We start from the raw sequence: 23492 nt of genomic DNA on the forward strand, positions 1-23492 counted from the left end.
GACATGAGCGACAAGCCCGATTCGAAAATCCCTCCGCGTGCGCCGCTGGTTACGCCGCGAACCACCACGCCGGTGCGTCCGCCGCTCGATGCCGCCGCGCGCAGACCAGCGCTGTCATCGCCCCCGCGGCCGGCAGCTACGCCGATACGCAGCACCACGGCACCAGCACCACCGGCTGGCGCCATGGCGCGGCAGAAGATAGTGGAATCGCTTGGCAAGATCGACGTGTCCGGGCGTGAGTTCGCGTTCACGCCAGCGGACTTCGAACGCGTTCGCGCGCTGATCTACAAGCAGGCCGGCATTGCGCTCTCCCCGATCAAGCAGGACATGGTTTATAGCCGGCTCGCGCGTCGCCTGCGTGCGCGTGGCGAGCACCGCTTCTCCGACTATCTCGACAACCTCGAGCGCAGCAATGACCCGAAGGAATGGGAGGAATTCGTCAACGCGCTGACGACCAATCTCACCTCTTTCTTTCGCGAAGCGCATCACTTCGACACCCTGGCGAACCTGCTGCGTGGCTTCGATCCGAAGCGCACGGTCAAGATCTGGTGTTGTGCCGCATCGACCGGCGAAGAGCCCTACTCACTGGCAATCACAGCCTGCGAGGCGTACAACACGATGACGCCGCCGGTGCAGATCATCGCCACCGACCTCGACACGAACGTGCTCAAACACGGCGAGCAGGGCATGTATGGCATGGACCGCGTCGAGCGCCTGCAGCGCGAGCGCTTGCAGAAGTTCTTCCTCAAGGGCACCGGCGAGCAGGCCGGCAAGGTGCGCGTGCGGCCCGAGTTGCAGCGCTTGTTGAGTTTCCGCCGTTTGAATCTGCTGGAACCCTCGTGGCCGGTGCAAGGGCCGTTCGATGCGATCTTCTGCCGCAACGTGATGATCTATTTCGACAAGCCGACGCAGTACACGATCCTCAAGCGTTTCGTGCCGCTGCTGCGGCCGGAAGGCCTGATGTTCGCCGGTCACTCGGAGAACTTCATGCACGCCGCAGATCTGTTCCGCTCGCTCGGGAGAACGGTGTATGCCCGCACCGACCAGCGGGGCTGACTACGACCCGCTTGATCCCCATCTGGCGGACAACGCCTACTACGACCGTAACTTTGCTTGCGACGCCGTCAAGGTACTGCCGGGCGAGTACTACGCCACCACGCGTGACATGGCTATCGTGACGGTGCTGGGCTCCTGCGTGGCAGCCTGCATCCGCGATCGCGACAAACGCATCGGTGGGCTCAACCATTTCATGCTGCCGGATGGCGGTGAGCGCGGTGTGCTGTCGGAATCCGCCCGCTATGGCGCATTTGCGATGGAAGTGCTGATCAACCGTTTGCTTGGCATGGGGGCGCGTCGCACCAGCCTTGAGGCGAAGGTGTTCGGCGGTGGGCGCGTGATGGCGGCGCTCAGCGGCTCGAACGTAGGCGACCGCAATGCGGCGTTTGTGCTCAACTATCTGAAGGTCGAGCGGATTCCGGTGATCGCGCAGGATATGCTCGATGTGTATCCGCGTAAGGTGTATTTCTTTCCGGTCAGCGGGCGTGTGATGGTGAAGAAGCTGGTCGACCTGCGGAACGAAACCGTGATCGACCGCGAACGCGATTACCGCGAACGGCTGACCCATGCACCGCGGCACAGCGGTGATGTGGAATTGTTCGATTAAGGCAAAGCAGACATGACAATCCGCGTACTCATCGTGGACGATTCGGCAGTGATGCGTTCGGTGCTCTCCGAATTGATCAACCAGGCACCGGATATCGAGGTGGTCGGCACGGCGGCCGACCCGATCGTCGCGCGCGAGATGATCAAACAGCTCAACCCGGATGTGGTCACGCTTGATATCGAGATGCCGCGCATGGACGGGCTGGAATTCCTCGACAAACTGATGCGGCTGCGCCCGACGCCGGTCGTGATGATCTCGACGCTGACCGAGCGCGGTTCAGACGTGACTTTCCGCGCGCTTGAGCTTGGCGCGGTCGACTTCATCACCAAGCCGAAGCTCAATTCCTCGCAGGGCATCCGCCCCTATGCCGACGAGATCTGCGACAAGATCCGCGCCGCCCACCAGGCGCGGCTTCGCTCGCCCGGCAAATTTGCGCAGCCCGGCGCGGCCACGTCGCCCGCAACGTCTGCTGCAGGTGGTGGCGCGAGTGCGGCGCTCACCACGCTGGATGCCAACACGATGCGTGATCGACTGGTGCTGATCGGCGCCTCCACCGGTGGCACCGAGGCGATCAAGGACGTGCTGACCCGTTTCCCCGAGCAGATGCCGGGGATTCTGATCGTGCAGCACATGCCGGAGATGTTCACCGGATCGTTCGCCAAGCGGCTCGACGGCCTCTGCAAGGTGCGGGTGAAGGAAGCCGAGGACGGCGAGAAGATCCTGCCGGGCCACGCCTACCTCGCACCGGGGCATTCCCATCTGCTCGTCAAGCGCACCGGCGGGCTCTACTGCTGCGAGCTGTCGAAGGCCGAGCCGGTGAATCGGCATCGCCCCTCGGTGGACGTGCTGTTCCACTCCGCGGCGCGGCATGTCGGCGCCAACGGCGTCGGCGTGATCCTCACCGGCATGGGCAAGGATGGCGCGCAGGGCATGCTCGCGATGAAGAAAGCCGGTTGCTGGAACATTGGCCAGGATCAGGAAAGCTGCGTGGTGTATGGCATGCCGCGTGAAGCCGCGCAGATCGGTGCCGTAGATGAGGTATCGCCACTAAACGAAGTGGCGCAGCGGGTGGTGGCGCGCTTGCGGCAATCGGTGCGCCGCGCTGGATGAATACAAGAACTGACTGAGGGAGCACCCAGATGGAAGCCAATGTATCGATTCGCGACGGCGTCGCGCTGATGAAGCTCAGCGGCCGCTTCGACTTCAACGCCCACCGCGAATTCCGCGATGCGCTCGAGCGCATGGTGGGGCTGGCCGGCACCACCTCGTTCGCGGTGGACCTTGCCGATGTGAGCTATCTCGACAGCTCCGCGCTGGGCATGTTGCTGCTGTTGCGCGACAAGGCCAAGCAGTCGAACAAGGCCGTCGCGCTGACCGGTGTGAAAGGCAGCGTGCGGCAGGTGCTGGATATCGCGAACTTCGCGAAGATGTTCACGATCAGTTGAACGCCTTTGGGGGCGGTCAGCCCCCTGCGGCGTCTTCCCAGTGCTCGATCAGCAGCTGCAGCGACGCGACACCGCGGTATTCGTTGGCAGACAAGCGGAATGCTGCCTGCAGCCGATCCGGTGCCGGATCGGCGTGGCGGAAGCGGATCGCTTCATAGCGTTCGTTGCCGCGCCGCAGCGTGAGCTTTACATGCTGATCTTTCAGCAGGCGCTGTGATTCCACCTCGAAGGCGTCGGAGAACAGCGGGGCAGGGAAGCCCTGGCCCCAGATCTCGCGCTCGATCAGCCGCGCGGCTTCGAGCGACATCTCATGCGGTGATAGCGCGCCGTCGGTTTCCAGGCGCGGATTGAGCGCTTCGTCATCGGCCAGCGCCTGCACCACCGCATCGAAACCCGCGGCAAAGCGGGCGAAATCTTCTTCGCGGATCAGCACGCCTGCGGCCATTGCGTGGCCGCCGAAGGTCAGGATCAGATCCGGCTGGCGTTTGCAGAGCAGATCCAGCGCATCGCGCAGATGTACCCCCGCGACGGAGCGCCCAGAGCCCTTGATCTGGCCGTTGTCGCTGCGTGCGAACGCGATCACCGGGCGGTGCAGCCGTTCCTTCACGCGGCCGGCAACGATGCCGACCACGCCCTGGTGCCAGTCCGGGTCGAACAGCGCAACGCCGTGGGCTGCGGTGTCGCCCAGCGCTTCCAGCATCAGCTCTGCGGTGGCCTGCATGTCTTCCTCGATGCCGCGTCGCTCCTGATTCATGCGATCGAGTTCGCGCGCGAGATTCGTCGCGCGGAGCGGGTCGTCAGTGATCAGGCATTCGATGCCGAGCGACATGTCGGCCAGCCGGCCGGCCGCGTTGAGCCGCGGGCCGAGGCCGAAGCCCAGGTCGAAGGTGCTTGCCCGCATCGCGTCGCGCGAGGCAGCGGCAAACAGCGCGCGAATACCCGGCTGCATCTTGCCGGCACGCATTCGCGACAAACCCTGGTGCACCAGGATGCGGTTGTTCTGGTCCAGCTTCACGACGTCGGCGACGGTGCCGAGGGCGACCAGATCGAGCAGATCGGCGAGCTTGGGCTCCTCGCGCGTGGCAAACCAGTCGCGCCGCCGCAGTTCGGCGCGCAGCGCGAGCATCGTGTAAAACATGACGCCGACGCCGGCGATGTGCTTGCTCGCAAACTCGCAGCCGGGCTGATTGGGGTTCACGATCACGTCGGCGTCCGGCAGCGTGTCGCCGGGCAGATGGTGGTCGGTGATCAGCGTCGTGATGCCCGCGGCGCGCGCGGCGGCAACGCCGTCCACGCTGGCAATGCCGTTATCCACCGTGATCAGCAGCTTTGGCTTGCGCTCGGCGGCGAGCGCCACGATCGCTGGGGTAAGGCCGTAGCCGAACTTGAAGCGGTTCGGCACCAGGTAGTCCACCGTTCCGCCGAAGGCGCGCAGCGCGCGCATGCCGACCGCGCAGGCGGTGGCGCCGTCGCAGTCGTAATCTGCCACGATCAGCATCGGCGCCCCCGCGGCCAGCGTGTCGGCCAGCAGCGCTGCGGCTTCCTTCACGCCACGCAGGCTGTCGGGCGGTAGCAGGGCGCTCAGGGCGTAGTCGAGTTCATCTTTGCGCGCGATGCCGCGAGCCGCGTAGAGGCGGGCGAGCAGCGGCGGCAGGCCGGCGTCGGCGAGCCGGCGGGCCGGGCCTTCGGGGCAGGGGCGGCGTGAGATTTGCATCAATTTCCTGGGGTGGCCTGTAACGGGGCCGCGAGCAGTTGTTCCGGTGGCATCGGCTTGCGCCAGAAGGCCCAGCGCTGCGGGGTGATCTCCAGCGCCAGGCCGCCGCGCTCGCCGGGCGCCTCAATCGCCACACGAGCGATTTCGCCGCGTTGCATGCGCGCGGCGAGCGGCGCGAAGACTTCGGCCTCCAGCACCTTGAGCGCGTCGAGCCAGCGCCAGGTGTCGCGGAAGCGCGCCGGTGCATCGAGCGCATCGATCAGCAGCAGCGCTTCGTGGCAGGTTGGCGACACTGCGAACGCGCCAAGCGGCTGCGGCGTGCTGCCGGCGAGGCGCGCGAGGCCAGCGCCGACTGGGTTGTCGGTGTAGATGCTGTCGGCCGGATGCGCCGGACGTGCGTCGAGGCGACTCTCGCCCCAGAACCACAGGCTGTTCGCTGCACGCTGCCCGGCTGCTTCGCGGGCCCGATTGACCGGGTGATCGTGCAGCGCGATCTGCACCGTGTTGATGATGCGGCCCCAGCGCAGGCCGCCGCGCCCTTCCGGCAGGAACAGCGCAACCGGGCGGCCGGCAACGTCGATCAGGTCGCTGAAGATTGCGTCGCTGCGTTCGTTCAGGCGCAGGTAGCCACGCTCGGCGGTGGCGGGCACGTATTCGCCGACTTCCCGAAGGATGTCATGCAGGGGTTCGGCCAGCGCGGCGGCTTCGGTATCGGTCAGCGCAAGCCCGTCGGGTGCTGTCAGCACCATCTGGTCGCGAGCGAAATGCAGGCCGACCAGATCGGCGCAAAGCCAGATTTCGTCAGACTGTGGCAAGGGTAGGGCGAGTTCGCCCGCGCGCCTTAATGCCGCGGAGGCGCCGTTACCGACGCCGAAGCGGCTGGCGAAGGCTTCGGTGCTGCCGGCCTTGGAGGTCGGCGCCACTTTTGCGCGGCCGAGTAGCGAGGCAAGCCCGGGCAGGCTTGCGCTGCGCAGGGCCGACGCGGCGTCTGCGGCATCGTTGTGAAGCCCGGGGAGAACGATGGAGACTTGCATAATCTCAGGCAGATCAATGACTTCCCGCGCGGCGGGCGGCGGAGTGTAACATGCGCCGACGCGAGGCCTCCGCCCCAAAGGGCTGAGGCCTCGTGCGTAAAGATAGCCCCTTCGAACTCCCTGCCGACATGTGTGCGAGTGATCTTCGCGCCGCGCCGGCCACACGGTGCCGATGAACTACGAGCTCCTGATCGGACTCCGCTATGTGCGCGCCCGCCGCCGCGCAGCGGGCCGCAACCGTTTCATTTCCTTCATCTCGATGGTGTCGATGCTGGGCATCGCGCTCGGCGTGGCTGCGTTGATCGTGGTGCTGTCGGTGATGAACGGATTCCAGCGCGAACTGCGTACCCGCATCCTGGGCGTTGCGGCGCATGCGCAGATCGTGGCTTACGAAGGCGACCTTGCCGACTGGCAGGGGGCGGCCAAGATCGCGGCGGCCTATCCGGGCGTCAAGGCCGTGGCGCCCTTCGTGCAGCAGCAGGGCATGTTGTCGATGGGCGAATCGGTGCGCGGCACCCTGGTACGCGGTGTGCTGCCCGAGGCCGAGGACCGCGTCGCAAATTTCGCGAAGAACATGAAGGCGGGCAAGCTGACCGATCTGAAGCCGGGCGAGTTCGGCATCATCCTCGGTTCTGAACTCGCCAAGGCAATGGGCGTGATGCCGGGCGAGAAGGTCACGCTGATCGCGCCGACCGGCCTCGTCACGCCGGCGGCGATCCTGCCGCGCCTGAAGCAATTCACGGTGGTCGGCGTATTCGAGATCGGCATGTACGAATACGACGTCGGCCTCGCGCTGATCCACATGAAGGACGCGCAGGCGCTCTACCGCATGGGCGATTCGGTCTCTGGCGTGCGACTCGCGCTGGACGACCTCTACGCCGCGCCGAAGGTGGCGCGCGGCCTGCTGAGCCAGCTCGACCCGAGCATCGGCGTGTCGGACTGGACGCGCAGCCATGCCAACTTCTTCCGTGCGGTGCAGATCGAGAAGAACGTGATGTTCATCATCCTGTCGCTGATCGTCGCGGTGGCGGCGTTCAACATCGTTTCAACGCTGGTGATGGCGGTGCAGGACAAACAGGCGGATATCGCGATCCTGCGCACGCTGGGCGCCTCCCCCAAATCGATCATGACGATCTTCGTGATCCAGGGCGCGATCATGGGCCTGATCGGCCTCGGCATCGGTGTCACCGGCGGCGTGCTGGTGGCGCTCAATGTCGACGTGATCGTTCCGGCGATCGAGCGCATCCTCGGCACGCAGTTCCTCGCCAAGGATGTCTACTTCATTTCGGAACTGCCCTCGCAACTGCTGTGGAGCGATGTGATCACGATCACCGTGCTGTCCTTCGCGGTGACCCTGCTCGCGACGCTGTACCCGAGCTGGCGTGCCGCGCGCATCAACCCGGCGGAGGCCCTGCGCTATGAGTGAGAACGAAGTCCTGTCCTGCGTCGGCCTTGGCCGGCGCTACGGCGACGGCCCCGGTGCAGTGGTCGTGCTCGACGGCGTGGCGATGTCGGTCGGGCGTGGCGAGAGCGTTGCAATCGTCGGCGCCTCGGGCTCCGGCAAGAGCACCTTGCTGCATTTGCTCGGTGGCCTTGATAAGCCCACGGCCGGCACCGTGCGGCTGCTTGGCCGCGATTTTTCGACGCTATCCGAAAGTGAGCGCGGCCATCTGCGCAACGAATCACTCGGATTCGTGTACCAGTTTCACCATCTGCTGCCGGAGTTCTCGGCGCAGGAAAACGTTGCGATGCCGCTGTTGATTCGCCGCATGCCGCGCGAACAGGCGATGGCGAAGGCAGCCGAGATGTTGACGTCGGTTGGCCTCGGGCATCGCCTTGAACATGCGCCGGGCGAGCTCTCCGGCGGCGAACGTCAGCGTGCGGCAATCGCCCGCGCGCTGGTCACCGAACCCGCCTGCCTGCTGGCCGATGAGCCGACCGGCAACCTCGATCGCCACACCGCGGAAACGGTGTTCGATGTGATGCTCGCGCTGCGCCAGCGCATCGGTACCTCGGTCGTGATCGTGACGCACGATCCGGCGCTTGCGGCGCGTGCCGACCGGCGCCTGACGCTGACCGACGGCGTGCTGGCCGAAGCCTGAGCTTCAAGCTGCGTCGCTGCCGCGACTTAGGTGCGAGTCAGGCGCGCGGCGGCTCCAGTTCAAGCATTTCTTCCAGTTCGCGGCGGCCTGCGGGCGAGCACATCGCGATCAGCGTGTCGCCCGGCATCAGCACCGCATCGTCCTGCGGGTTGAAGATCCAGTCCTGTGTGCCCTTGATCGCCAGCAGCACATAGTGCGCGCTGCGGATGCGCAGTGACGACAGCGGGCGCGGCTCGAAGCCGCCCGGCACGCGCACTTCCTCCACCCGCAGCCGGTGCTCGGAGCGCAGCATCTCGTCGAGGAAGGACACCACGTGCGGACGGATCATCGCTGCCACGATGCGCACGCCGCCGGTGAAGTCGGGCGACACCACTTCGTCGGCGCCCGCCTTGCGCAGCTTGCCGATGTTGCGCGGCTCATGGCTGCGCGCAACGATGCGGATATGCGGGTTGATCTGCCGCGCCGTCATCGTGATCATCAGGTTGAGGCTGTCGTCGCCGGTCACGGCGAAGATGACGCGCGCACGCTCCAGCCCGGCTGCGACCAGCAGTTCGTCGTCCGACGCGTCGCCGTGCAGGTAGAGCAGGCCTTCGTCGCGTTCCTTGCGCTCTTCGAGCATCGGCAGATCGTGGTCGATCGCGGCGAATGCGCGGCCGGTCATTTCCAGTTCCGCCGCCACGTTCTGGCCGACCCGCCCGAAACCGCAGACGATGTAGTGGCCGTGCATCTTCCGGATTTGGTTTTGCATGCGTTTCCTCCGCAGCGTGGCGTTGAGGTCGACTTCCAGCAGGAAAACGGTGAGCGTGGAAAACAGGAACCACACCGTTGCGAGGCCCGCAGTGCCGATCAGCATCGTGAAGATCCGGCCGCCGGGGCTGTGGTCGAGCTCGATCACCTCCGCGTAGCCGATCGTCGCTACGGTGATGAAGGTCATGTAGATCGCGTCCAGCCAGCCGTGCCGCTCGCCACCGATGATGTGGTAACCGATGCTGCCGATCACCATCACGGCGCTCAGGGCGCCGAGCCCCCACACCGCCTTGGCCGAGAGCCGCAGCGAGGTGCGCGACATCGCGCGGTGCACTGCCAGCGCGTAGTGGTGCTGGCCGCGTCGGCGGCGGTGTGAAAAGGCTCGAAGCGGGTTGCGCAGTCGCATGGTTGCGTGCTCCACCGGATGCTGTGATTCGAGCACGCAGCATTGAGCGACGACCCCCACGCAGATCAATAGCGCATCGGCCTCTATCGCGCTGAGTGCGCGATGGAGACAGTGTTTGTTGCCGCGGTGGCAATCGGCGGCAATCGGGTCCATGCTGATGGATTAAGGCGAGACCGGTCCGCCCGCAAAGTGGGGGCCGCGGACCGGCATGCTTGCCTCGTCCGGTATGCGGGGAGACGACATGAGTTCATTTGCCGGAGCGGCGATGCGCGGGGCTGGCGTTTTTTCTGCGCCTCACGCCATCGATCCAGATCTTCAGGCGCGGCGGCTGCGCCGTTGGCGCGTGTTCGGCGCGGCTTTCATCGCTTGCAGCCTGGTGGGCCTGATCTACGATTTTTCCCGCCCGGCGGAATACCGCGCGCAGGCGCGGCTCCAGATCACCCCCGCGGCGGGCTTGCCGCCAGCATCGTCGTCGTTGCAGCAAGCGGGCAACGCCGCGCCACCTCCGGCGCAAGGGCTGTCGGACGAAGTCCAGCGCTTGACCGGACGGCCACTGATCGAACGCGTGCGCGATCAATTGCGCAACGCGGGTATCGACCTGGAAGGCTTCGAGTCGGTCGAAGCGATCCAGCGAACCCTGTCGGCCGAGGCGCTTGCCGACAGCCGCATCGTCGAGTTGTCGGCGGTGGGGCGCCACCCCGACTCCCTCTCTCTGATCGTGAACGGACTGATCGCGGTGTACCGCGACGAAATCGCCGATCAGTTCCAGAAGAGTGCGGCGCTGACGCTGACCCAGTCTCGCGACGAACTCGACCGCCTCAGTGCCCGCATTGCGGAGAAGCGTGCCGAAGTGGAAGCCTTCCAGGCGCAGCACAACGTCGTTTCCGCGAATCACCAGGAAAACGCCTTGCTCAGCGGCGTGAAGGACATGAGCACCTCGCTGAACGTGGCCAATGACCGCGTCGTGGCGGCCGAAGCGCGGCTGCGCTCGCTGCGTGAATCGGCTGCGGCGGGCAAATCGATCGAGCGGGCGCGCGACAACCCGACGCTGGCTTCGATCGAGCAGCGTGCTTCGCAGACACGCGAGGCGCTGCGTGACATGGAGCGCAACTACACCGCCGACTACATGGCGATCGATCCGAATGCGCGGGCCTTGCGCGCACGCCTGGCGGAACTCGAGGCCCAGCTCAAGACGCAGCGCAGCGCGAGCCGCGATGCGTCGATCGCCGAAGCGCAGGAGGAACTCGCGACCGCGCAGGAGGCCGCCAACCGGCTGCGCCAGCAGATGGCCGGCGCCCGCGTGGCGGTGCAGTCCTTCGCGCTTCGCGTCAGCGAATACAAGGCGATGCAGGATGAACTCGACCAACTCGAAGCGCTGCATCGCAGCTCGCTCGAACGCATGGTCAAGCTCGAAGCGGGCGAACGCGCCCGCATGCCCTCGCTTGCCGTGATCGAATGGGCCAGCGCGCCGCACGACATCTGGCGCCCGCGCTATGCCCGCGATGCGGCAATCACGCTGGCGCTGGCGTTGTTGGCGGCGCTGTTCGTCGTGTGGCTGGTCGACTACCTGCAGGCACGCGGGCCGCAGCCTGCCGTGGTGGTGAGCCCGGTGTGGCTGGAGAGCGGCAACGCCAGCGCCTTGCAGATCGCGCCCAACGCCCAGATGCCGCAGTTGTCGGCAACGCGGCCGGATCTGCTGCCAGCGCCGGTGGCTCTGCCGCGCGAACTTTCGGATTCCGAAGCCGGCGCACTGCTCGCTGCTGCGTCCGGCGCGTCACGGGTCGCGCTTCGGTGCCTCTTCGCCGGTGTTGCCCCGGACGAACTGCTTGCGTTGCGCGCCGGTGATGTCGATTCCGAGCGTGCCGAGCTGTGCATCGCGGGTGCGTCGGCCCGGCGTGTCGGCCTCACCGCCGAGGCCCTGGCCGATCTGCGTGCGGAAGACCCGGACGCGCCCTTGCTGCGCGCCGGCGGGGGCGGGCCATTTGACCCTGCGGCGCTCGACAGCTTGCTTCTGTGCCTTGCGCACGACGCCGGCGTGCAGGCGCCGCCGGAAGTCACCGCCGATGCGCTGCGCCACAGCTACCTGGCCCACTTGGCGCGGCAGGGGGTGCGCTTCGCAGACCTCGCGCAGCGCGTTGGCAGCTTGCCGGCCGAGCGGCTTGCTGCCTACAGCGCAATGGCGCCCGCCGGCGCCCGGCGTACGACCGAGCAGGTCGATTGGTCTTTCCCGGCGCAGCACTGACATGCCTCCGCGCGCCCCTGTGAAAGGCCGCACGCACGCCTGAGGCCGGTGCGGCGAGAATTCGCCGCATGATGCAAACGGCATGGCGCTGAGCAGGTGGCGCTGATCCTTCCCCTTGCAGCGGGCCTGCTCGCCGGCACGCTGCTGTTGCAACGCCAGGCAACGCTGCCTGCAATGCCGCTCGCGTTCGGGCTGACCGGGGTTGGCGTGCTTGCGGTGCTTCTGAGTCTGAATGTGCGGCTTGATCGCCGCGTCGCATGGGCTGTCGCCTGTGCAGCGGCCTTGTCCTTCGGTTACGGCAGCAGCGCGTTGCGCGCCAACGCCCGTTTGCAGGATCGTTTGGCGGCGTCACTTGAAGGGCAAGACCTTGGCGTAAGCGGCCACATTGTCGAAATGCCGCGCAAGGTGGATCACGGTGTCGGGTTCGTTTTCGAGACCGACAATCCACCGCCCGGTGTGCCCTCGCGCCTGCAATTGAGCTGGTACCGCACTGCGCACGACGCGGTGCCCGATCTGCGGGCCGGCCAGGCGTGGGCGCTCACGGTTCGCCTCAAGCGCCCGCACGGCAGTCTGAACCCGCACGGCAGCGATAGAGAGGCGCAGATGCTCGCGCAGCGCCTTGGCGCCAGCGGCTATGTGCGCGACACCAAAGACGCCGAACGCCTTCCGGATAGCGCAAACACGCCCATGATCCGGATTGAGCAATGGCGGCAGGCGATCCGCGATCGCTTCGAGCGAGCCTTGCCGGATTCACCCTGGCGTGCAGTGCTGGTCGCGCTGGCGATCGGCGACCAGGATGCGGTGAGCGCCGATCAGTGGTCACTGTTCTCGCGCAGCGGCATCACGCATCTGATCAGTATCTCTGGCCTGCATGTCACGATCTGGGCGCTGGTCGCCGGTGCGGCGATCGGCGCGCTGTGGCGGCGCTTGCCATGGCTGGTGTTGCGGGTGCCTGCCCAGTCTGCCGCGGCGCTGTTCGGCTTGTTGGCGGCGACGGCCTATGTTGCGCTCGCGGGCGCAGCCGTACCGGCGCAGCGTTCGCTGGTGATGCTCGCGGTTGTTGCGTTCGCGAACTTCGGCGGTCGCTCGGTGCGCCCGACGCTCGCGCTGGCTGCCGCGCTCGTCGCCGTATTGTTGTGGGATCCATGGTGCGTGCTGAGCAAGGGCACCTGGCTTTCTTTCATCGCGGTCGGGCTGCTGCTGTGGGCGGCAAGCCCGCGCGACGATACCGACCCGGCGTGGCGCCGATGGCTCGCGGCGCAATGGGCGATCGGGCTTGGCATGCTGCCGGCCTTGCTTGCGCTGACGGGGCAGATGTCCTGGGTGGCACCGCTGGCCAACCTGGTAGCCGTACCGCTGGTGACCTTCGTGCTGCTGCCGCTGGAATTCCTGTTCGTCCTGTTCGACTGGGCGCCGCTGCTTCAGCTTGCCGCGTGGCTGTTCGGCACCCTTGCCCAAGCGCTTGAATGGCTGGCGGCGCCGCAGTGGGCGGTGTGGCAACAGGCTGCAGCGCCATTGCCGCTGATCCTCGCCGCGTCAATTGCGGCCCTGTGGTTGCTCGCGCCGCGCGCCGCGCCGGGCCGTGGCGCAGCGGCGGTCATCCTGCTGGCGCTGCTGTGCTGGCATGCGCCGCACCCCCCACTTGGCAGCTTCGACATGACGATGCTGGACGTGGGGCAGGGGCTCGCCGTGCATGTGCGCACTGCGACACACGACCTGGTGTTCGACACCGGGCCGCGCTTTGGCACCAGCAGCGATGCGGGTCAGCGCATCGTGCTGCCCTACTTGCGCGGCGAGGGGGTCAATCGCCTCTCTGGTCTGGTGGTGAGTCACGACGATAGTGATCACGCTGGCGGCGCCGTTGCGGTGCTGGCTGCGGTCGAGGCTGATTGGCTGATGGGCTCGCTGCCCGCTGGGCATGTCTTGCGCACGGCCGTATTCAGGCCTTGTGCGCGGGGTGAACAGTGGATCTGGGACGGGGTGGCGTTCGAAGTGCTGCACCCGGCACCCGGGCGCGCCTTGGGCGGCAACCGCAACAGCTGTGTGATGCGTGTGCGGAGTGGAGCTCACTCGGTACTGCTGGCGGCGGATATCGAGCTGGCTTCCGAAGGCGAGTTGAACGAGGCCGGTCTGCTCGGCCCGGCGGACGTGGTGATCGCGCCGCATCACGGTAGCCGCAGTTCCTCGGGCGAGGCTTTTATCCATGCGCTGTCGCCGCGTTGGGTCCTGTACGCGGTCGGCTACCGCAGTCGGTTCGGTCATCCGCACCCCGAGGTGGCCGCGCGCTACCGTGAGGCCGGCGCGACTGATCTGCGCTCGGATCGCGATGGCGCAGTGCTGATGCGGGTGGCGCCAGACGGCGTTGGCACAACGCGCTGGCGCGAGCAGGCGCGGCGCTACTGGCACGCGGAAGCGCCGACGCCGCAGTGATAGACTGGATCTGACATCGCGCACAGACAGAGGTGACCGCATGCTTACAGGCATCAAGGCTTTGTTTGGTGGAGGCTCATCCACGGCAATGCGCGAAGCGACGGTGCGCTGCGCGAATCCTCAGGGTCTGCACCGGATGGCCTACACCGAGTGGGGCGACCCCGAGAATCCGGATGTTCTCCTGTGCGTGCATGGCCTGACCCGCAACGGGCGCGACTTCGATGCGCTCGCCGACGCGCTGTCCGCGGAATACCGCGTGATCTGCCCCGACGTGGTCGGGCGCGGCCGCAGCGATTGGTTGCCGGCAAACTCGGCTTATGGCCTGCCGCAATACGTGTCGGACATGATGGTGTTGCTCGCGCGCAGCGGCGCGGAGTCGGTGCACTGGGTCGGCACCTCGATGGGCGGCCTGATCGGCATGGCGATCGCTTCCCTGCCGGACTCTCCCATCACGCGGCTGGTGCTCAACGACGTGGGGCCGGTGATCACTGCCGCTTCATTGCAGCGTATCGGTGACTATGTCGGCAAGGCGCCGGTATTCCCCGATTTCGCGGCTGCTGAACACTATATCCGCGCGGTCAGCGCGCCCTTCGGCCCGCTCACCGATGCGCAATGGCAGCATCTGACGCAGACCTCGCTACGGGCGTGCGACGGCGGCTACGAGATGCGCTACGACCCGGCGATCGGCGATGTCTTCCGGGCTGCGCCGGTGCTTGAAGATGTGGATCTGTGGCCGATCTACGACGCGATCCGCTGCCCGACTTTGGTGTTGCGGGGCGCACGGTCGGATCTGCTGACACCGGAGACGCATCACGAAATGGGCCAGCGCGGGCCCAAGGCCAAGCTGCTGGAGGTGTCCGGTGTCGGCCACGCGCCGATGTTGATGGACGCCGCGCAGATCGCGCTGGTTCAGGATTTCCTGCTCACCACCTGAGTGGAGCGGCGCGGCGCCCGATCGCGCGGGCGCTACGGCGCGATCAGCTCACTTGCCGCTGTCCTTTTCGAGCTTCAGCGACGCGGAGTTGATGCAGTAGCGCAGCCCGGTGGGTTGCGGGCCGTCCTCGAACACATGACCCAGGTGCGCGCCGCAATTGCGGCAGAGCACTTCGGTGCGCACCATGCCGTAGCTGCGATCGTTGGCTGTCTCGATATTCTCGGCCGCTGCGGCGGTCGAAAAGCTTGGCCAGCCGCAGCCGGCATCGAACTTGTCTTCCGAACGGAACAACTCGCCGCCGCAGCAAACGCAGCGGTAATCGCCGGCGTCCCACACGTTCCAGTAAGCACCGGTGAAGGCGCGTTCGGTGCCTTTCTCACGCGTCACGTGATATTGCTGCGGGTCCAGCACCTCGCGCCATTCGGCGTCCGGGCGTTCGACTTTACGACTCATGTGCGCTGTCCTCCTGCGGGCAATCGTGCATGGATCGATCGACCGCAAAGCTGGGCGTCAGTTCAGTGCAGGTGGCGAGGTACCGCTTCGGCGCTCTCTTCCGGCAACTCGGCATGCACCGCTTCGCCGTCCGGCGACGGGTACATCGGTGCGCCGCAGTCGTCGCAGTATTCGAGCGGGAAGGTGGTGTCGAGCTGCATCACATCGGTCAGGCCGCAGGTGCGCAAGGCCGCTTCGATCTGCTGCGGGATCTCGCTGTTCTCATCTTCGGCGCCGAGCAGTGGCCACACCACGCCATGGATCACGTCGTCGGAGCTCTTGCGCGTGAAACCGATTCGGTATTCCTCCAACTGGCGGTCCTGAAACGGCGCGATCACCGCACGCAGTGTGTCCGGCGGCGTTTCGAGCGTGGTCGTGAGGAAGGCGACCGAGGCGCGCAGCGAGTAGGGGCGCGAATCGCGGTCTGCTTGACGGCTGGCGGCGAAGTAGGCATCCGGCAGCACGACTTCGAGTGCACAACCGGGCATCAGTGTCGTGACGACTGCGCCGCCCTGGGTGCGCCACTGCGCCAGCGCCTGCTCGCGATTGCCGTCGCGTTCCTGCCAGCGGAACAGCGCGGCACCGCGCGGAACGACCGCGGCGGCGAGGATGTAACGCACGTCGGAGAGGAACTTCGACGTCTCCGGAAGTGATTCGGTCGCGATATGCAGATTCTGCCCGGCGCCAGCCGCTTCGCCCAAGGCTGCGGCGAAGCGACGTGTTTCGCAGTAACCCTGCGGCAGCTGATCGGGCGAGAAGAGGAAATCCGCCATGCCGAGCTTCACGCCATCAGCGAGCACATGCGCTTGCAGATGCACGCGCAGGTTCGCCAGTTGCGCGGGTGGAATCGTCGCGGCGGCGATCGCGAAGCGCGACCAGGCCATCACCGGCGCAGCGATCAGCAGCACATCATGGTCGCCCGCAATGCCGGATTCGGCGCGCGACTCGATCAGATCGGCCAGCTCGTCGTAGGCATTGGCCTGTGTGGCGTAGAGATGATCCAGCGCACTGTTGAGGGTGTCCTCATCACCTTCGTCGAGCAGTTTTTCAACTTGTTCGGCGAGGCGGGTTTCCCAGAAGCTGTCTTCTGCGCGACTGCCGGATTCGGCAAGCCCGACGGCGAGCCAGGTGAGATTCTCGGCGTCGCGGGAGAGGCCGCTACGGCGGCCGAAGCGGGAGCGTTTCATGACAGGTGTTCCTGCGCGGAATGGCCGCGGATTATACCGTGTCAGGCAGGCTTACCTGTGCCGCGGCATGCTGTGGCCCGCTTTCGCTGTACGGCACCACGCCAAGCAGCGGCGCGGGCAACCGCGCCGCGAGTGCCGCGAGGTTCTCGTCGAAGCGATTCATGCGTGGCGCAAGCGTGTTCGCGACCCAGCCGGCGAGGCGAAGCCCGCGTGCTGCGATGGCCTCGGCCGTCAGCAGCGCGTGGTTGATACAACCCAGGCGCATGCCTACCACCAGGATCACCGGCAGGCGCATTGCCACGGCGAGGTCGGCCGTGTCGAGGCGGTCGTCCAGCGGCACGCGGAAACCGCCGACACCCTCGACCAGCACGCAGTCGGCGCGCTGCGCCAAGCGTTCGAAGCCGGCAACAAGTGGTGGCACGTCCAGTGCGATGTTTTCGGCGGCGGCGGCGATGTGGGGTGCTACCGCTTCACGAAGGCAAAGTGGGTTGATCTCTTCCAGCGTGAAGCCGGGCGACGACGCGCTCTGCAGGCGGCGCGCATCCTCGTTCGACCATGCCCCATCAATCTCCTCGGCGCCCGCCGCGATCGGCTTGTAGCCGACGGCACTTAGCCCGGCAGCGCGGGCCGCATGCAGCAACGTGCAGCTGACGAAGGTCTTGCCGATCTCGGTGTCGGTGCCGGTGATGAAGTAGTAGTGCATTAGCGTATGGCCTCGAACATCAGAACATCGTAGCGCGCCGGCAGGCCGGCCGCTTCGCGGTGTACTTCGTAAGCGTCACAAAGGCGTCGCCAGGCGTGCCGCCCGAGCATGCCGCGGCGGCGGCTATCGCCCAGCGTGTGGGCGCCAACGCCGCGTATGTCGCGCAGCAGGCTGGCGAAATCCGGCGCAAAGCCGGCTTGTACGCGGCGCGCGAAGCGCACCGAATGGAAACCTGCGCGGATGAGCGCAGCCTGCACGGCATCCGGGGGCTGGAAGCCGCGCACATGCTCGGCGCTATCGATTTCTGCGAAGACGGCGCGCAGTTCGCGCAGCGTATCCGGCCCCAGCGTCGCCACTTGCAGCACGCCACCGGGCGCAAGTACGCGTGCGGCTTCCGCGGCCGCCGTGTTGGCATTGCACCACTGCCAGGCGAGGCTGGACCAGTAGCGTCCGACGCTGGCGTTGCGCAGCGGCAGGCGTTCCAGATCGCCCACGATACCCAACTCGCCACGCTGCAATGCGCGCCGCGCCATGGTGTCGGCCAGATCGAGCCCGATCACCTTTGCGCCGTCGGTCTGCAGGGCTGCGCTGGCGTAGCCGGTGCCGCAGCCGGCGTCCAGCGTCGGCAGGCTCGTCGGCGCTGGCTTGGTCACCCAGCCGAACAGGTCGGCGACGATCGCGCGCTGCACCTCCGCGTGGTGGTCGTAGTGCTCGGCGGCGGCGGCGAAGGCGTCGCGGATGCGGCGTCGCTGGTCGCCCGCCGGCACGATCAGTGAATCAGGCATCCGGCAAGCTTCCCAGGAATTGCATCAGCGCGTCGGCAACCTGATGCGCTTGCGTGACATGCGGTGCATGTCCGCACTGCGGCAATACAATCAGCCGCGCATTGGGCAAGTGATCGACAAGCCATGTGGCCGCCCGCAGCGGCATCAAGGCATCGTTCTCGCCATGCAGCAGCAGGGTTGGAACCCTGATCTGCCCGACGCATGTGCGCAGGTCTGCGTTGATCAGCGCAGACAGCGCAGGCGAAAGCTTGGTTGCATCGGTTTCAAGGGCCGGTTCGAGCAGGGCTTGTGCGGCACTGCGCTGGCTGTCGCCCAGCGTCTGCAGCGCGAGGAAGCGCTTCAGGGTGCGCGCCGGATGTTCCGCCACGCCCGAGCGGAATGTCGAGACCGTGCCGGCATCCAGCCCGTGCGGCCAGTCCGCCGAGGCGACGAAACGCGGGCTCGCGCCGATCAGCACCAAGGCACGCGGTCGTGCGCCTGCTGCGACGGCAGCCAGCGCGAGCATCGCGCCGAGTGACCAGCCGAGCAGCACTTCGCCGGACGATACCTGCTTGGCGAGTTCGCTCGACCACGTTTCGAAATCGCCGGACCCGGGCGCCGTGAGCGCCAGGGCGGATAGCTCGCAACAGTCCGCCAAGGCGCTGCGCAGCGGATCGAAGGCGGTTGGGCCGAAGCCCCAGCCGTGCCAGGCCTGAACACGCTTTGTCATGGGACGAGACGGCGGTTGATGGAAACGGCCAGCGCATCCACCTGCTCGACCGTATGCGCGGCCGACAGCGACACCCGCAGCCGCGCGGTACCCGCAGGCACCGTGGGCGGGCGTATCGCCGGCACCCAGAGCCCATCCTCAAACAGTTGCGCGGCCAGGGCGACGGCGGCGTCATTCGCGCCGACGAGCACCGGCTGAATTGGCGTGGTGGATGCCATCAGGCGCTCAGGGTGATCGAGCCCACTGCGCAGTCGTGCAACGAGTTCGGCGACGTGGGCGCGTCGCCCATCGCCGGCTTCGATCAGATCGATAGCTGCGCAGATGGTTTCAGCCAGCAGAGGCGGTGCGCCGGTTGTGAAAATGTAGGTGCGCGCCTTCTGCATCAACCATTCGACGACCTGCGTGGCCCCCGCGACGAACGCACCGTAGACGCCCGCGGCTTTGCCCAGCGTGCCGACGTACAGCACCCGCGGCGAGCGGATGCCGTAGTGCTGCAGGGCGCCGCGGCCTTGCGGGCCGAGTACGCCAAAACCATGTGCGTCATCGACGACGAGCCAGGCATCGAAGCGCTCGGCGAGCGCGAACAGCGCGGGCAAGGGCGCAATGTCGCCGTCCATGCTGAAGACGCTATCGGTCAGGATCAGCTTCCGCGGCGCGCTGCTCTCGGCGAGCATGCGTTCGAGTGTGGCAATGTCACCGTGCGGATAGCGTCGCAAATCGGCGCGGCTGAGCAGAGAGCCATCCACCAGCGAGGCGTGGTTCAGCCGATCCGCGAATACCGCATCGCCGCGGCCGACCAGCGCCGCGACAATGCCGCTGTTGACCATGTAGCCGGTGGAGAACAGCAGCGCGGCATCGCAACCGACAAACTCGGCCAGCCTGCGCTCCGCGTGTTCGTGCGCCGCAAAGTGCCCGCTCACCAGATGCGATGCGCCGGCACCCATGCCCCAGCCTTTTGCGCCGGCGATCGCTGCTTCGACGAGCGCTGGATGATCGGCCAGACCGAGGTAGTCGTTTGCGCAGAAGTTGATCACACGGCGGCCGTCGATGACGACTTCGGCGCCGTGGCGTTCGTCGATCGTGCGGCGGCGCCGGCGCAGCCCGGCCGCGTCCAGTGCTGCGAATTCGCTATCGAGGCTGTCCCAGATCGCCATGCTTCAGGCCGCCAGCGTGGCGTCGATGGCCTCGCCGGTGCGCTGCACCAGGAACGTGGCATCGGCGTCGTCGAAGATATAGGGCGGCATCCAATAGACCGTATGGCCGATCGGACGCAGCAGTACTTCGCGCGCAAGGCCGGCAGCGAAGATCTTGCGCGAGAGCTGAGGATCGTCGCTGTCGATGTCGAAGGCCCAGATCATGCCGGTGCGGCGGAAGTTTCGGACACGACTGTGCTGCTGCAGCGGGGCCGCGGCACGCGTGAGTGACGCAGCACGTTCGACGTTGCCGGCGAGCACCTGGTCGGCCTCGAAGATGTCCAGCGTGGCTAGCGCCGCGGTGCAGGCGAGCGGATTGCCGGTGTAGGAATGCGAATGCAGGAAGCCGCGCGTCGTTGCGTCGTCGTAGAAGGCGCGATAGATCGTGTCGGTCGTCAGCACGATCGAGAGCGGCAGGTAGCCGCCGGAGATGCCCTTCGACAAGCACAGGAAGTCCGGTTGGATACCGGCCTGCTCGCAGGCGAAGAAAGTACCGGTGCGGCCGCAGCCGACGGCGATTTCATCCGCGATCAGGTGCACCTGATGACGGTCGCAAGCGGCACGCGCACGGCGCAGGTATTCCGCGTCGTACATCGCCATGCCAGTTGCGCACTGAACCAGGGGTTCGACAATCAGCGCGGCGGTGTGGTCCGCGTGTTCGGCGAGCCAGGCATCCAGTGCGTCGGCCGCGTCGCTGGCGGCGGGCACGCGGGAGGCTTCGTCAGCGACGGCCGGGCTGGGTACGGTGGCCGATTGCCGCACCAGCGGCGCGTACGCATCGCGGAAAAGGTCGATGTCCGTCACCGACAGCGCACCGGCGGTCTCACCGTGGTAGCTGCCGGCGAGGCTCAGGAAGCGGTTCTTGTCCGGACGGCCGCTGTTGCGCCAGAAGTGCGCGCTCATCTTCAACGCGATCTCGGTCGCCGAGGCGCCGTCGGAGGCATAGAACGCGTGGCCCAGCGCGTTGCCCGTGAGCGCACGCAGGCGCTCGGAGAGTTCGACCACCGGGCGATGCGTGAAGCCGGCCAGCATCGCGTGCTCCAGCGTGCCGAGTTGGCGCTGCAGCGCGGCGTTGATGCGCGGGTTGCAATGGCCGAACAGGTTCACCCACCAGGAACTGACCGCGTCGAAATAGCGGCGCCCCGCAGTGTCGTACAGCCACAGGCCTTCGCCGCGTTCCAGCGGAATCAGCGGGAAGCGTTCGTGGTGTTTCATCTGCGTGCACGGATGCCACACGGCGTCCAGTGAGCGTTGCAGGAGATCGTTGCTATGCATCAGCGGGAGGGCAGCGAACTGCCACGGAACAGCGAGGAAGGATCTGCATGTTTCCGCACGCCTCGCAGTGTGTCAAATTGCCCTGCGTGAGATCGGGGGCAACTCGTTGGGGCGCTATCATGCTGTTCCGGCAAGTTTCTCCAATGCTTCGATGCTGATTCTTCTGTCACCCGCCAAATCCCTCGATTTCGACACACCACCCCATACTTCGATCGCGTCACGGCCCGGCTTCCTGGACCATTCGGCGCCGCTGATCGACTTACTGCGCGAGCGTTCGCCCGCGCAAATTGCGACGCTGATGACTTTGTCAGACAAACTTGCGGCGCTGAACGCCGCGCGCTACGTCGAATGGACCCTGGAGCACGAGCGACCGGTGGCCAAGCAGGCCGTGCTGGCGTTTGATGGCGACGTCTACGACGGCTTGCACGCGAAGTCCATACCGGCCGAAAAACTTGAGGGTTACCTGCAGGCGCACCTCGGCATCCTGTCCGGGTTGTACGGGCTGCTGCGCCCGCTCGACCTGATCCGGCCCTATCGTCTGGAAATGGGGACTCGACTAGAGAGCCCGCGCGGCAAAGATCTTTACGCTTACTGGGGCACAGTGATTGCGGATGCGATCGAGCGCCGTCTCGATACGCTGATGGAAGAGGGCGAGTCGCGCGAGGTCGTCAACCTGGCATCGAACGAGTACTCGAAGGCGGCCCGCCTCGGCAGCCTGCGTGCCCGCGTCGTGACGCCTGTGTTTCAGGAATTCCGCAATGGCCAGTACAAGATCGTCAGCTTCAGTGCAAAGCGTGCGCGCGGCGCGATGACGCGCTTCGCGATCGACCACAACATCACCGAGGCCGAATCGCTGAAGGCCTTTGATCATGACGGTTACGCCTTCGACGCGAAAGCCTCGGATGCAGACACCTGGTATTTCCGCCGCCGTGCGGCATGAGGATCATTCGATGAGCGTGTGTATCAGCAGCAACTTCGACAGTGGATCCATCGATATCGTCGATGCGTCGAACCTGAACAATGTGCGCTTGCGTATCCGTGACGATCACGGTTCAAGCGAGTTTCTCCAGTGGTTCCACTTCCGCATCTCCGGCGCAGCGGGGCAGCCGCTCACGCTGCGCTTCGAGAACGCGGGCAAATGCTCCTACCCGGAAGGCTGGCGCGGCTATCGTGCCGTGGCCTCGTACAACCGGAGTGATTGGTTCCGCATTCCGGACTGCTCCTACGATGGTGAAGTCCTGACCGTTTCGCTGACGCCGGAGCGGGACGTGATCTGGCTTGCGTACTTCGAGCCTTACTCGCAGGAGCGGCATCTCTCGGTGCTCGGCCGCGCGGCCGTGTCGCCCGGCATACGCGTCGCTCGCCTGGGTGCCAGCCTGCAAGGGCGCGATATCGACGTCATCGAGATCGGCGACGGCCCGCGGCCGCTGTGGGTCGTGGCGCGCCAGCATCCGGGCGAGAGCATGGCCGAATGGTTTGCCGAAGGCATGCTCGAGCGCCTGCTCGATGCCTCTGATCCGGTCGCGCGCGAGATTCGGCAGCGTGCAACGGTTCGGCTGGTGCCCAACATCAACCCCGACGGTGCCTGGCTTGGCAACCTGCGTTCCAATGCAGCGGGCGTCAACCTAAACCGCGAATGGCATGCGCCGACTGCAAGCCGCAGCCCGGAAGTGCAAGCGGTGCAGGCGGGCATGGCGGAAAGTGGTGTCGACCTGTTCCTCGATATCCACGGCGATGAGACCTTGCCCTACGTGTTCATCGACGGTTCGCACATGGTGCCGGGTTACGGTGCGGTCAACGCGGCCCTGCAGGCGCAGTTCCTGGCCGATCTGGCCGCTGCGTCACCAGACTTCCAGCAGCGCCACGGCTATACCGACGACCGCTTCCAGGATGAATTGCTGACGCTCGCCTCGAAGTGGGTCGCGCATCGCTTCGGCTGCGTCTCGCTGACACTTGAAATGCCGTTCAAGGACAACGATGACGCGCCAGATCCGGCGGTCGGCTGGAACGGTGAGCGTAGCAAGCGACTCGGCGGCGCAATGCTGCAACCGGTGCTGGCGCATCTGCGCCGACTGGATCAGAAATAACTGCTTGAAATGGGCGGCCTGCACGGACGGTGGCCGCCCGCCTGACGCGCAATCATCAAAATCCTTGGATTTTGCAAGAGCGGGGCGGAAAATGAAAAACGCCCGCATCGCTGCGGGCGTTTCTTGAAACTTGGCTCCTCGACCTGGGCTCGAACCAGGGACCTACGGATTAACAGTCCGGCGCTCTACCGACTGAGCTATCGAGGAACAGAAGCCGCCATGTTAGACATGCTTCGCAACCTTGTCAACATGATTTTTCGTCTTTTCGCTTAGAAGCGTGATTTGCCTTGCTGTAATATTCCAATGTGATTAACCGTTGCGGGCCGTACGGCCCGGCAGGAGTC

Annotated in this window: 21 protein-coding genes and 1 tRNA gene; 11 read left to right on the top strand and 11 right to left on the bottom strand. The window is 66.1% G+C overall.

Annotation, left to right across the window (positions count from 1 at the left end):
* The first annotated feature begins 3 nt into the window (after positions 1-3).
* From ACE3P0_RS01335 to ACE3P0_RS01350, 4 genes are read left to right on the top strand one after another with little or no spacing between them, the layout of a single operon-like run.
* Complete coding sequence (locus ACE3P0_RS01335; protein WP_374399044.1) at positions 4-1056, top strand: CheR family methyltransferase; 1053 nt, start codon at positions 4-6, stop codon at positions 1054-1056.
* Complete coding sequence (gene cheD, locus ACE3P0_RS01340) at positions 1031-1663, top strand: chemoreceptor glutamine deamidase CheD (protein ID WP_374399046.1); 633 nt, start codon at positions 1031-1033, stop codon at positions 1661-1663. The genes ACE3P0_RS01335 and cheD overlap by 26 nt, the downstream gene beginning before the upstream one ends.
* 12 nt (positions 1664-1675) lie before the next feature.
* Complete coding sequence (locus ACE3P0_RS01345; RefSeq protein ID WP_374399048.1) at positions 1676-2773, top strand: chemotaxis response regulator protein-glutamate methylesterase; 1098 nt, start codon at positions 1676-1678, stop codon at positions 2771-2773.
* A 29-nt stretch (positions 2774-2802) separates the two neighbouring features.
* Positions 2803-3108, top strand: coding sequence for an STAS domain-containing protein (locus tag ACE3P0_RS01350; protein WP_374399050.1), 306 nt, complete (start codon positions 2803-2805; stop codon positions 3106-3108).
* Between the two features lie 16 nt (positions 3109-3124).
* Here the strand turns inward: ACE3P0_RS01350 and recJ are convergent, their stop codons facing one another.
* Positions 3125-4825 carry a single-stranded-DNA-specific exonuclease RecJ gene (gene recJ / locus ACE3P0_RS01355; protein WP_374399052.1) on the bottom strand — a complete coding sequence of 567 codons (1701 nt, stop codon included), beginning with the start codon at positions 4823-4825 and terminating at the stop codon, positions 3125-3127.
* A complete protein-coding gene (locus ACE3P0_RS01360; protein ID WP_374399053.1) occupies positions 4822-5856 on the bottom strand; it encodes a hypothetical protein in 1035 nt (344 codons plus the stop codon). The genes recJ and ACE3P0_RS01360 overlap by 4 nt, the downstream gene beginning before the upstream one ends.
* A 172-nt stretch (positions 5857-6028) precedes the next feature.
* Here ACE3P0_RS01360 and ACE3P0_RS01365 point away from each other — a divergent pair, with 172 nt between their 5' ends.
* Both ACE3P0_RS01365 and lolD read left to right on the top strand, forming a co-directional pair.
* A complete protein-coding gene (locus tag ACE3P0_RS01365) occupies positions 6029-7282 on the top strand; it encodes a lipoprotein-releasing ABC transporter permease subunit (RefSeq protein WP_374399055.1) in 1254 nt (417 codons plus the stop codon).
* The gene (gene lolD, locus ACE3P0_RS01370; RefSeq protein WP_374399057.1) at positions 7275-7958 is read left to right on the top strand and encodes a lipoprotein-releasing ABC transporter ATP-binding protein LolD; all 684 of its coding nucleotides are present in this window, start codon (positions 7275-7277) and stop codon (positions 7956-7958) included. Before ACE3P0_RS01365 ends, lolD begins: the two co-directional genes overlap by 8 nt.
* Before the next feature lie 37 nt (positions 7959-7995).
* On the opposite strand, the gene ACE3P0_RS01375 is transcribed toward lolD, so the two are convergent.
* Positions 7996-9111: a TrkA family potassium uptake protein gene (locus tag ACE3P0_RS01375; RefSeq protein ID WP_374399059.1), complete on the bottom strand. Its 1116-nt coding sequence runs from the start codon at positions 9109-9111 to the stop codon at positions 7996-7998.
* Between the two features lie 241 nt (positions 9112-9352).
* Here ACE3P0_RS01375 and ACE3P0_RS01380 point away from each other — a divergent pair, with 241 nt between their 5' ends.
* The 3 genes from ACE3P0_RS01380 (at position 9353) to ACE3P0_RS01390 (ending at position 14717) form a co-directional block, all read left to right on the top strand.
* Positions 9353-11353 carry a GumC family protein gene (locus tag ACE3P0_RS01380; protein WP_374399061.1) on the top strand — a complete coding sequence of 667 codons (2001 nt, stop codon included), beginning with the start codon at positions 9353-9355 and terminating at the stop codon, positions 11351-11353.
* A gap of 96 nt (positions 11354-11449) precedes the next feature.
* Positions 11450-13783, top strand: a complete 2334-nt coding sequence (locus ACE3P0_RS01385; protein ID WP_374399063.1) for a DNA internalization-related competence protein ComEC/Rec2 — start codon at positions 11450-11452, stop codon at positions 13781-13783.
* Positions 13784-13823: 40 nt separating this feature from the next.
* Entirely contained in the window at positions 13824-14717 is an 894-nt protein-coding gene (locus ACE3P0_RS01390) for an alpha/beta fold hydrolase (protein ID WP_374399065.1), read from the top strand.
* Between the two features lie 48 nt (positions 14718-14765).
* Here ACE3P0_RS01390 and msrB read toward each other — a convergent pair whose 3' ends face one another.
* The 7 genes from msrB to bioA all read right to left on the bottom strand — a co-directional run bounded on the left by msrB (position 14766) and on the right by bioA (position 21061).
* Positions 14766-15170, bottom strand: coding sequence for a peptide-methionine (R)-S-oxide reductase MsrB (gene msrB / locus ACE3P0_RS01395; protein ID WP_374399067.1), 405 nt, complete (start codon positions 15168-15170; stop codon positions 14766-14768).
* A 62-nt stretch (positions 15171-15232) separates the two neighbouring features.
* A complete protein-coding gene (locus ACE3P0_RS01400; protein WP_374399069.1) occupies positions 15233-16396 on the bottom strand; it encodes a DUF2863 family protein in 1164 nt (387 codons plus the stop codon).
* A gap of 31 nt (positions 16397-16427) precedes the next feature.
* Positions 16428-17099: a dethiobiotin synthase gene (bioD, locus tag ACE3P0_RS01405; protein WP_374399071.1), complete on the bottom strand. Its 672-nt coding sequence runs from the start codon at positions 17097-17099 to the stop codon at positions 16428-16430.
* On the bottom strand, positions 17099-17884 hold the full coding sequence (locus ACE3P0_RS01410; protein WP_374399073.1) for a methyltransferase domain-containing protein: 786 nt from the start codon (positions 17882-17884) through the stop codon (positions 17099-17101). Before ACE3P0_RS01410 ends, bioD begins: the two co-directional genes overlap by 1 nt.
* Positions 17877-18593 carry an alpha/beta fold hydrolase gene (locus ACE3P0_RS01415; RefSeq protein ID WP_374399075.1) on the bottom strand — a complete coding sequence of 239 codons (717 nt, stop codon included), beginning with the start codon at positions 18591-18593 and terminating at the stop codon, positions 17877-17879. Before ACE3P0_RS01415 ends, ACE3P0_RS01410 begins: the two co-directional genes overlap by 8 nt.
* A complete protein-coding gene (bioF, locus tag ACE3P0_RS01420; RefSeq protein ID WP_374399077.1) occupies positions 18590-19747 on the bottom strand; it encodes an 8-amino-7-oxononanoate synthase in 1158 nt (385 codons plus the stop codon). The genes ACE3P0_RS01415 and bioF overlap by 4 nt, the downstream gene beginning before the upstream one ends.
* A gap of 3 nt (positions 19748-19750) precedes the next feature.
* Positions 19751-21061: an adenosylmethionine--8-amino-7-oxononanoate transaminase gene (gene bioA, locus ACE3P0_RS01425; RefSeq protein WP_374399079.1), complete on the bottom strand. Its 1311-nt coding sequence runs from the start codon at positions 21059-21061 to the stop codon at positions 19751-19753.
* Here bioA and yaaA point away from each other — a divergent pair.
* Together yaaA and ACE3P0_RS01435 are read left to right on the top strand one after the other, a co-directional pair.
* The gene (yaaA, locus tag ACE3P0_RS01430) at positions 21006-22001 is read left to right on the top strand and encodes a peroxide stress protein YaaA (protein ID WP_374399081.1); all 996 of its coding nucleotides are present in this window, start codon (positions 21006-21008) and stop codon (positions 21999-22001) included. The two genes, bioA and yaaA, sit on opposite strands and share 56 nt — an antisense overlap.
* A gap of 10 nt (positions 22002-22011) precedes the next feature.
* Entirely contained in the window at positions 22012-23148 is a 1137-nt protein-coding gene (locus ACE3P0_RS01435) for a M14-type cytosolic carboxypeptidase (protein WP_374399083.1), read from the top strand.
* 131 nt (positions 23149-23279) lie between these two features.
* On the opposite strand, the gene ACE3P0_RS01440 is transcribed toward ACE3P0_RS01435, so the two are convergent.
* Positions 23280-23355, bottom strand: a tRNA-Asn gene (locus tag ACE3P0_RS01440).
* Between the last annotated feature and the right edge of the window lie 137 nt (positions 23356-23492).

Source organism: Niveibacterium sp. (assembly GCF_041909475.1).
In the GTDB taxonomy this organism is placed as follows: Bacteria; Pseudomonadota; Gammaproteobacteria; order Burkholderiales; family Rhodocyclaceae; genus Niveibacterium.

Coding starts and splice junctions, on each gene's coding strand:
- ACE3P0_RS01335 (WP_374399044.1), top strand. CDS start 4: ATGAGCGACAAGCCCGATTCGAAAATCCCTCCGCGTGCGCCGCTGGTT.
- ACE3P0_RS01365 (WP_374399055.1), top strand. CDS start 6,029: ATGAACTACGAGCTCCTGATCGGACTCCGCTATGTGCGCGCCCGCCGC.
- ACE3P0_RS01360 (WP_374399053.1), bottom strand. CDS start 5,856: ATGCAAGTCTCCATCGTTCTCCCCGGGCTTCACAACGATGCCGCAGAC.
- bioD (WP_374399071.1), bottom strand. CDS start 17,099: ATGCACTACTACTTCATCACCGGCACCGACACCGAGATCGGCAAGACC.
- ACE3P0_RS01410 (WP_374399073.1), bottom strand. CDS start 17,884: ATGCCTGATTCACTGATCGTGCCGGCGGGCGACCAGCGACGCCGCATC.
- ACE3P0_RS01435 (WP_374399083.1), top strand. CDS start 22,012: ATGAGCGTGTGTATCAGCAGCAACTTCGACAGTGGATCCATCGATATC.
- bioA (WP_374399079.1), bottom strand. CDS start 21,061: ATGCATAGCAACGATCTCCTGCAACGCTCACTGGACGCCGTGTGGCAT.
- msrB (WP_374399067.1), bottom strand. CDS start 15,170: ATGAGTCGTAAAGTCGAACGCCCGGACGCCGAATGGCGCGAGGTGCTG.
- ACE3P0_RS01400 (WP_374399069.1), bottom strand. CDS start 16,396: ATGAAACGCTCCCGCTTCGGCCGCCGTAGCGGCCTCTCCCGCGACGCC.
- ACE3P0_RS01390 (WP_374399065.1), top strand. CDS start 13,824: ATGCTTACAGGCATCAAGGCTTTGTTTGGTGGAGGCTCATCCACGGCA.
- bioF (WP_374399077.1), bottom strand. CDS start 19,747: ATGGCGATCTGGGACAGCCTCGATAGCGAATTCGCAGCACTGGACGCG.
- lolD (WP_374399057.1), top strand. CDS start 7,275: ATGAGTGAGAACGAAGTCCTGTCCTGCGTCGGCCTTGGCCGGCGCTAC.
- ACE3P0_RS01350 (WP_374399050.1), top strand. CDS start 2,803: ATGGAAGCCAATGTATCGATTCGCGACGGCGTCGCGCTGATGAAGCTC.
- ACE3P0_RS01415 (WP_374399075.1), bottom strand. CDS start 18,593: ATGACAAAGCGTGTTCAGGCCTGGCACGGCTGGGGCTTCGGCCCAACC.
- ACE3P0_RS01380 (WP_374399061.1), top strand. CDS start 9,353: ATGAGTTCATTTGCCGGAGCGGCGATGCGCGGGGCTGGCGTTTTTTCT.
- ACE3P0_RS01345 (WP_374399048.1), top strand. CDS start 1,676: ATGACAATCCGCGTACTCATCGTGGACGATTCGGCAGTGATGCGTTCG.
- cheD (WP_374399046.1), top strand. CDS start 1,031: ATGCCCGCACCGACCAGCGGGGCTGACTACGACCCGCTTGATCCCCAT.
- ACE3P0_RS01375 (WP_374399059.1), bottom strand. CDS start 9,111: ATGCGACTGCGCAACCCGCTTCGAGCCTTTTCACACCGCCGCCGACGC.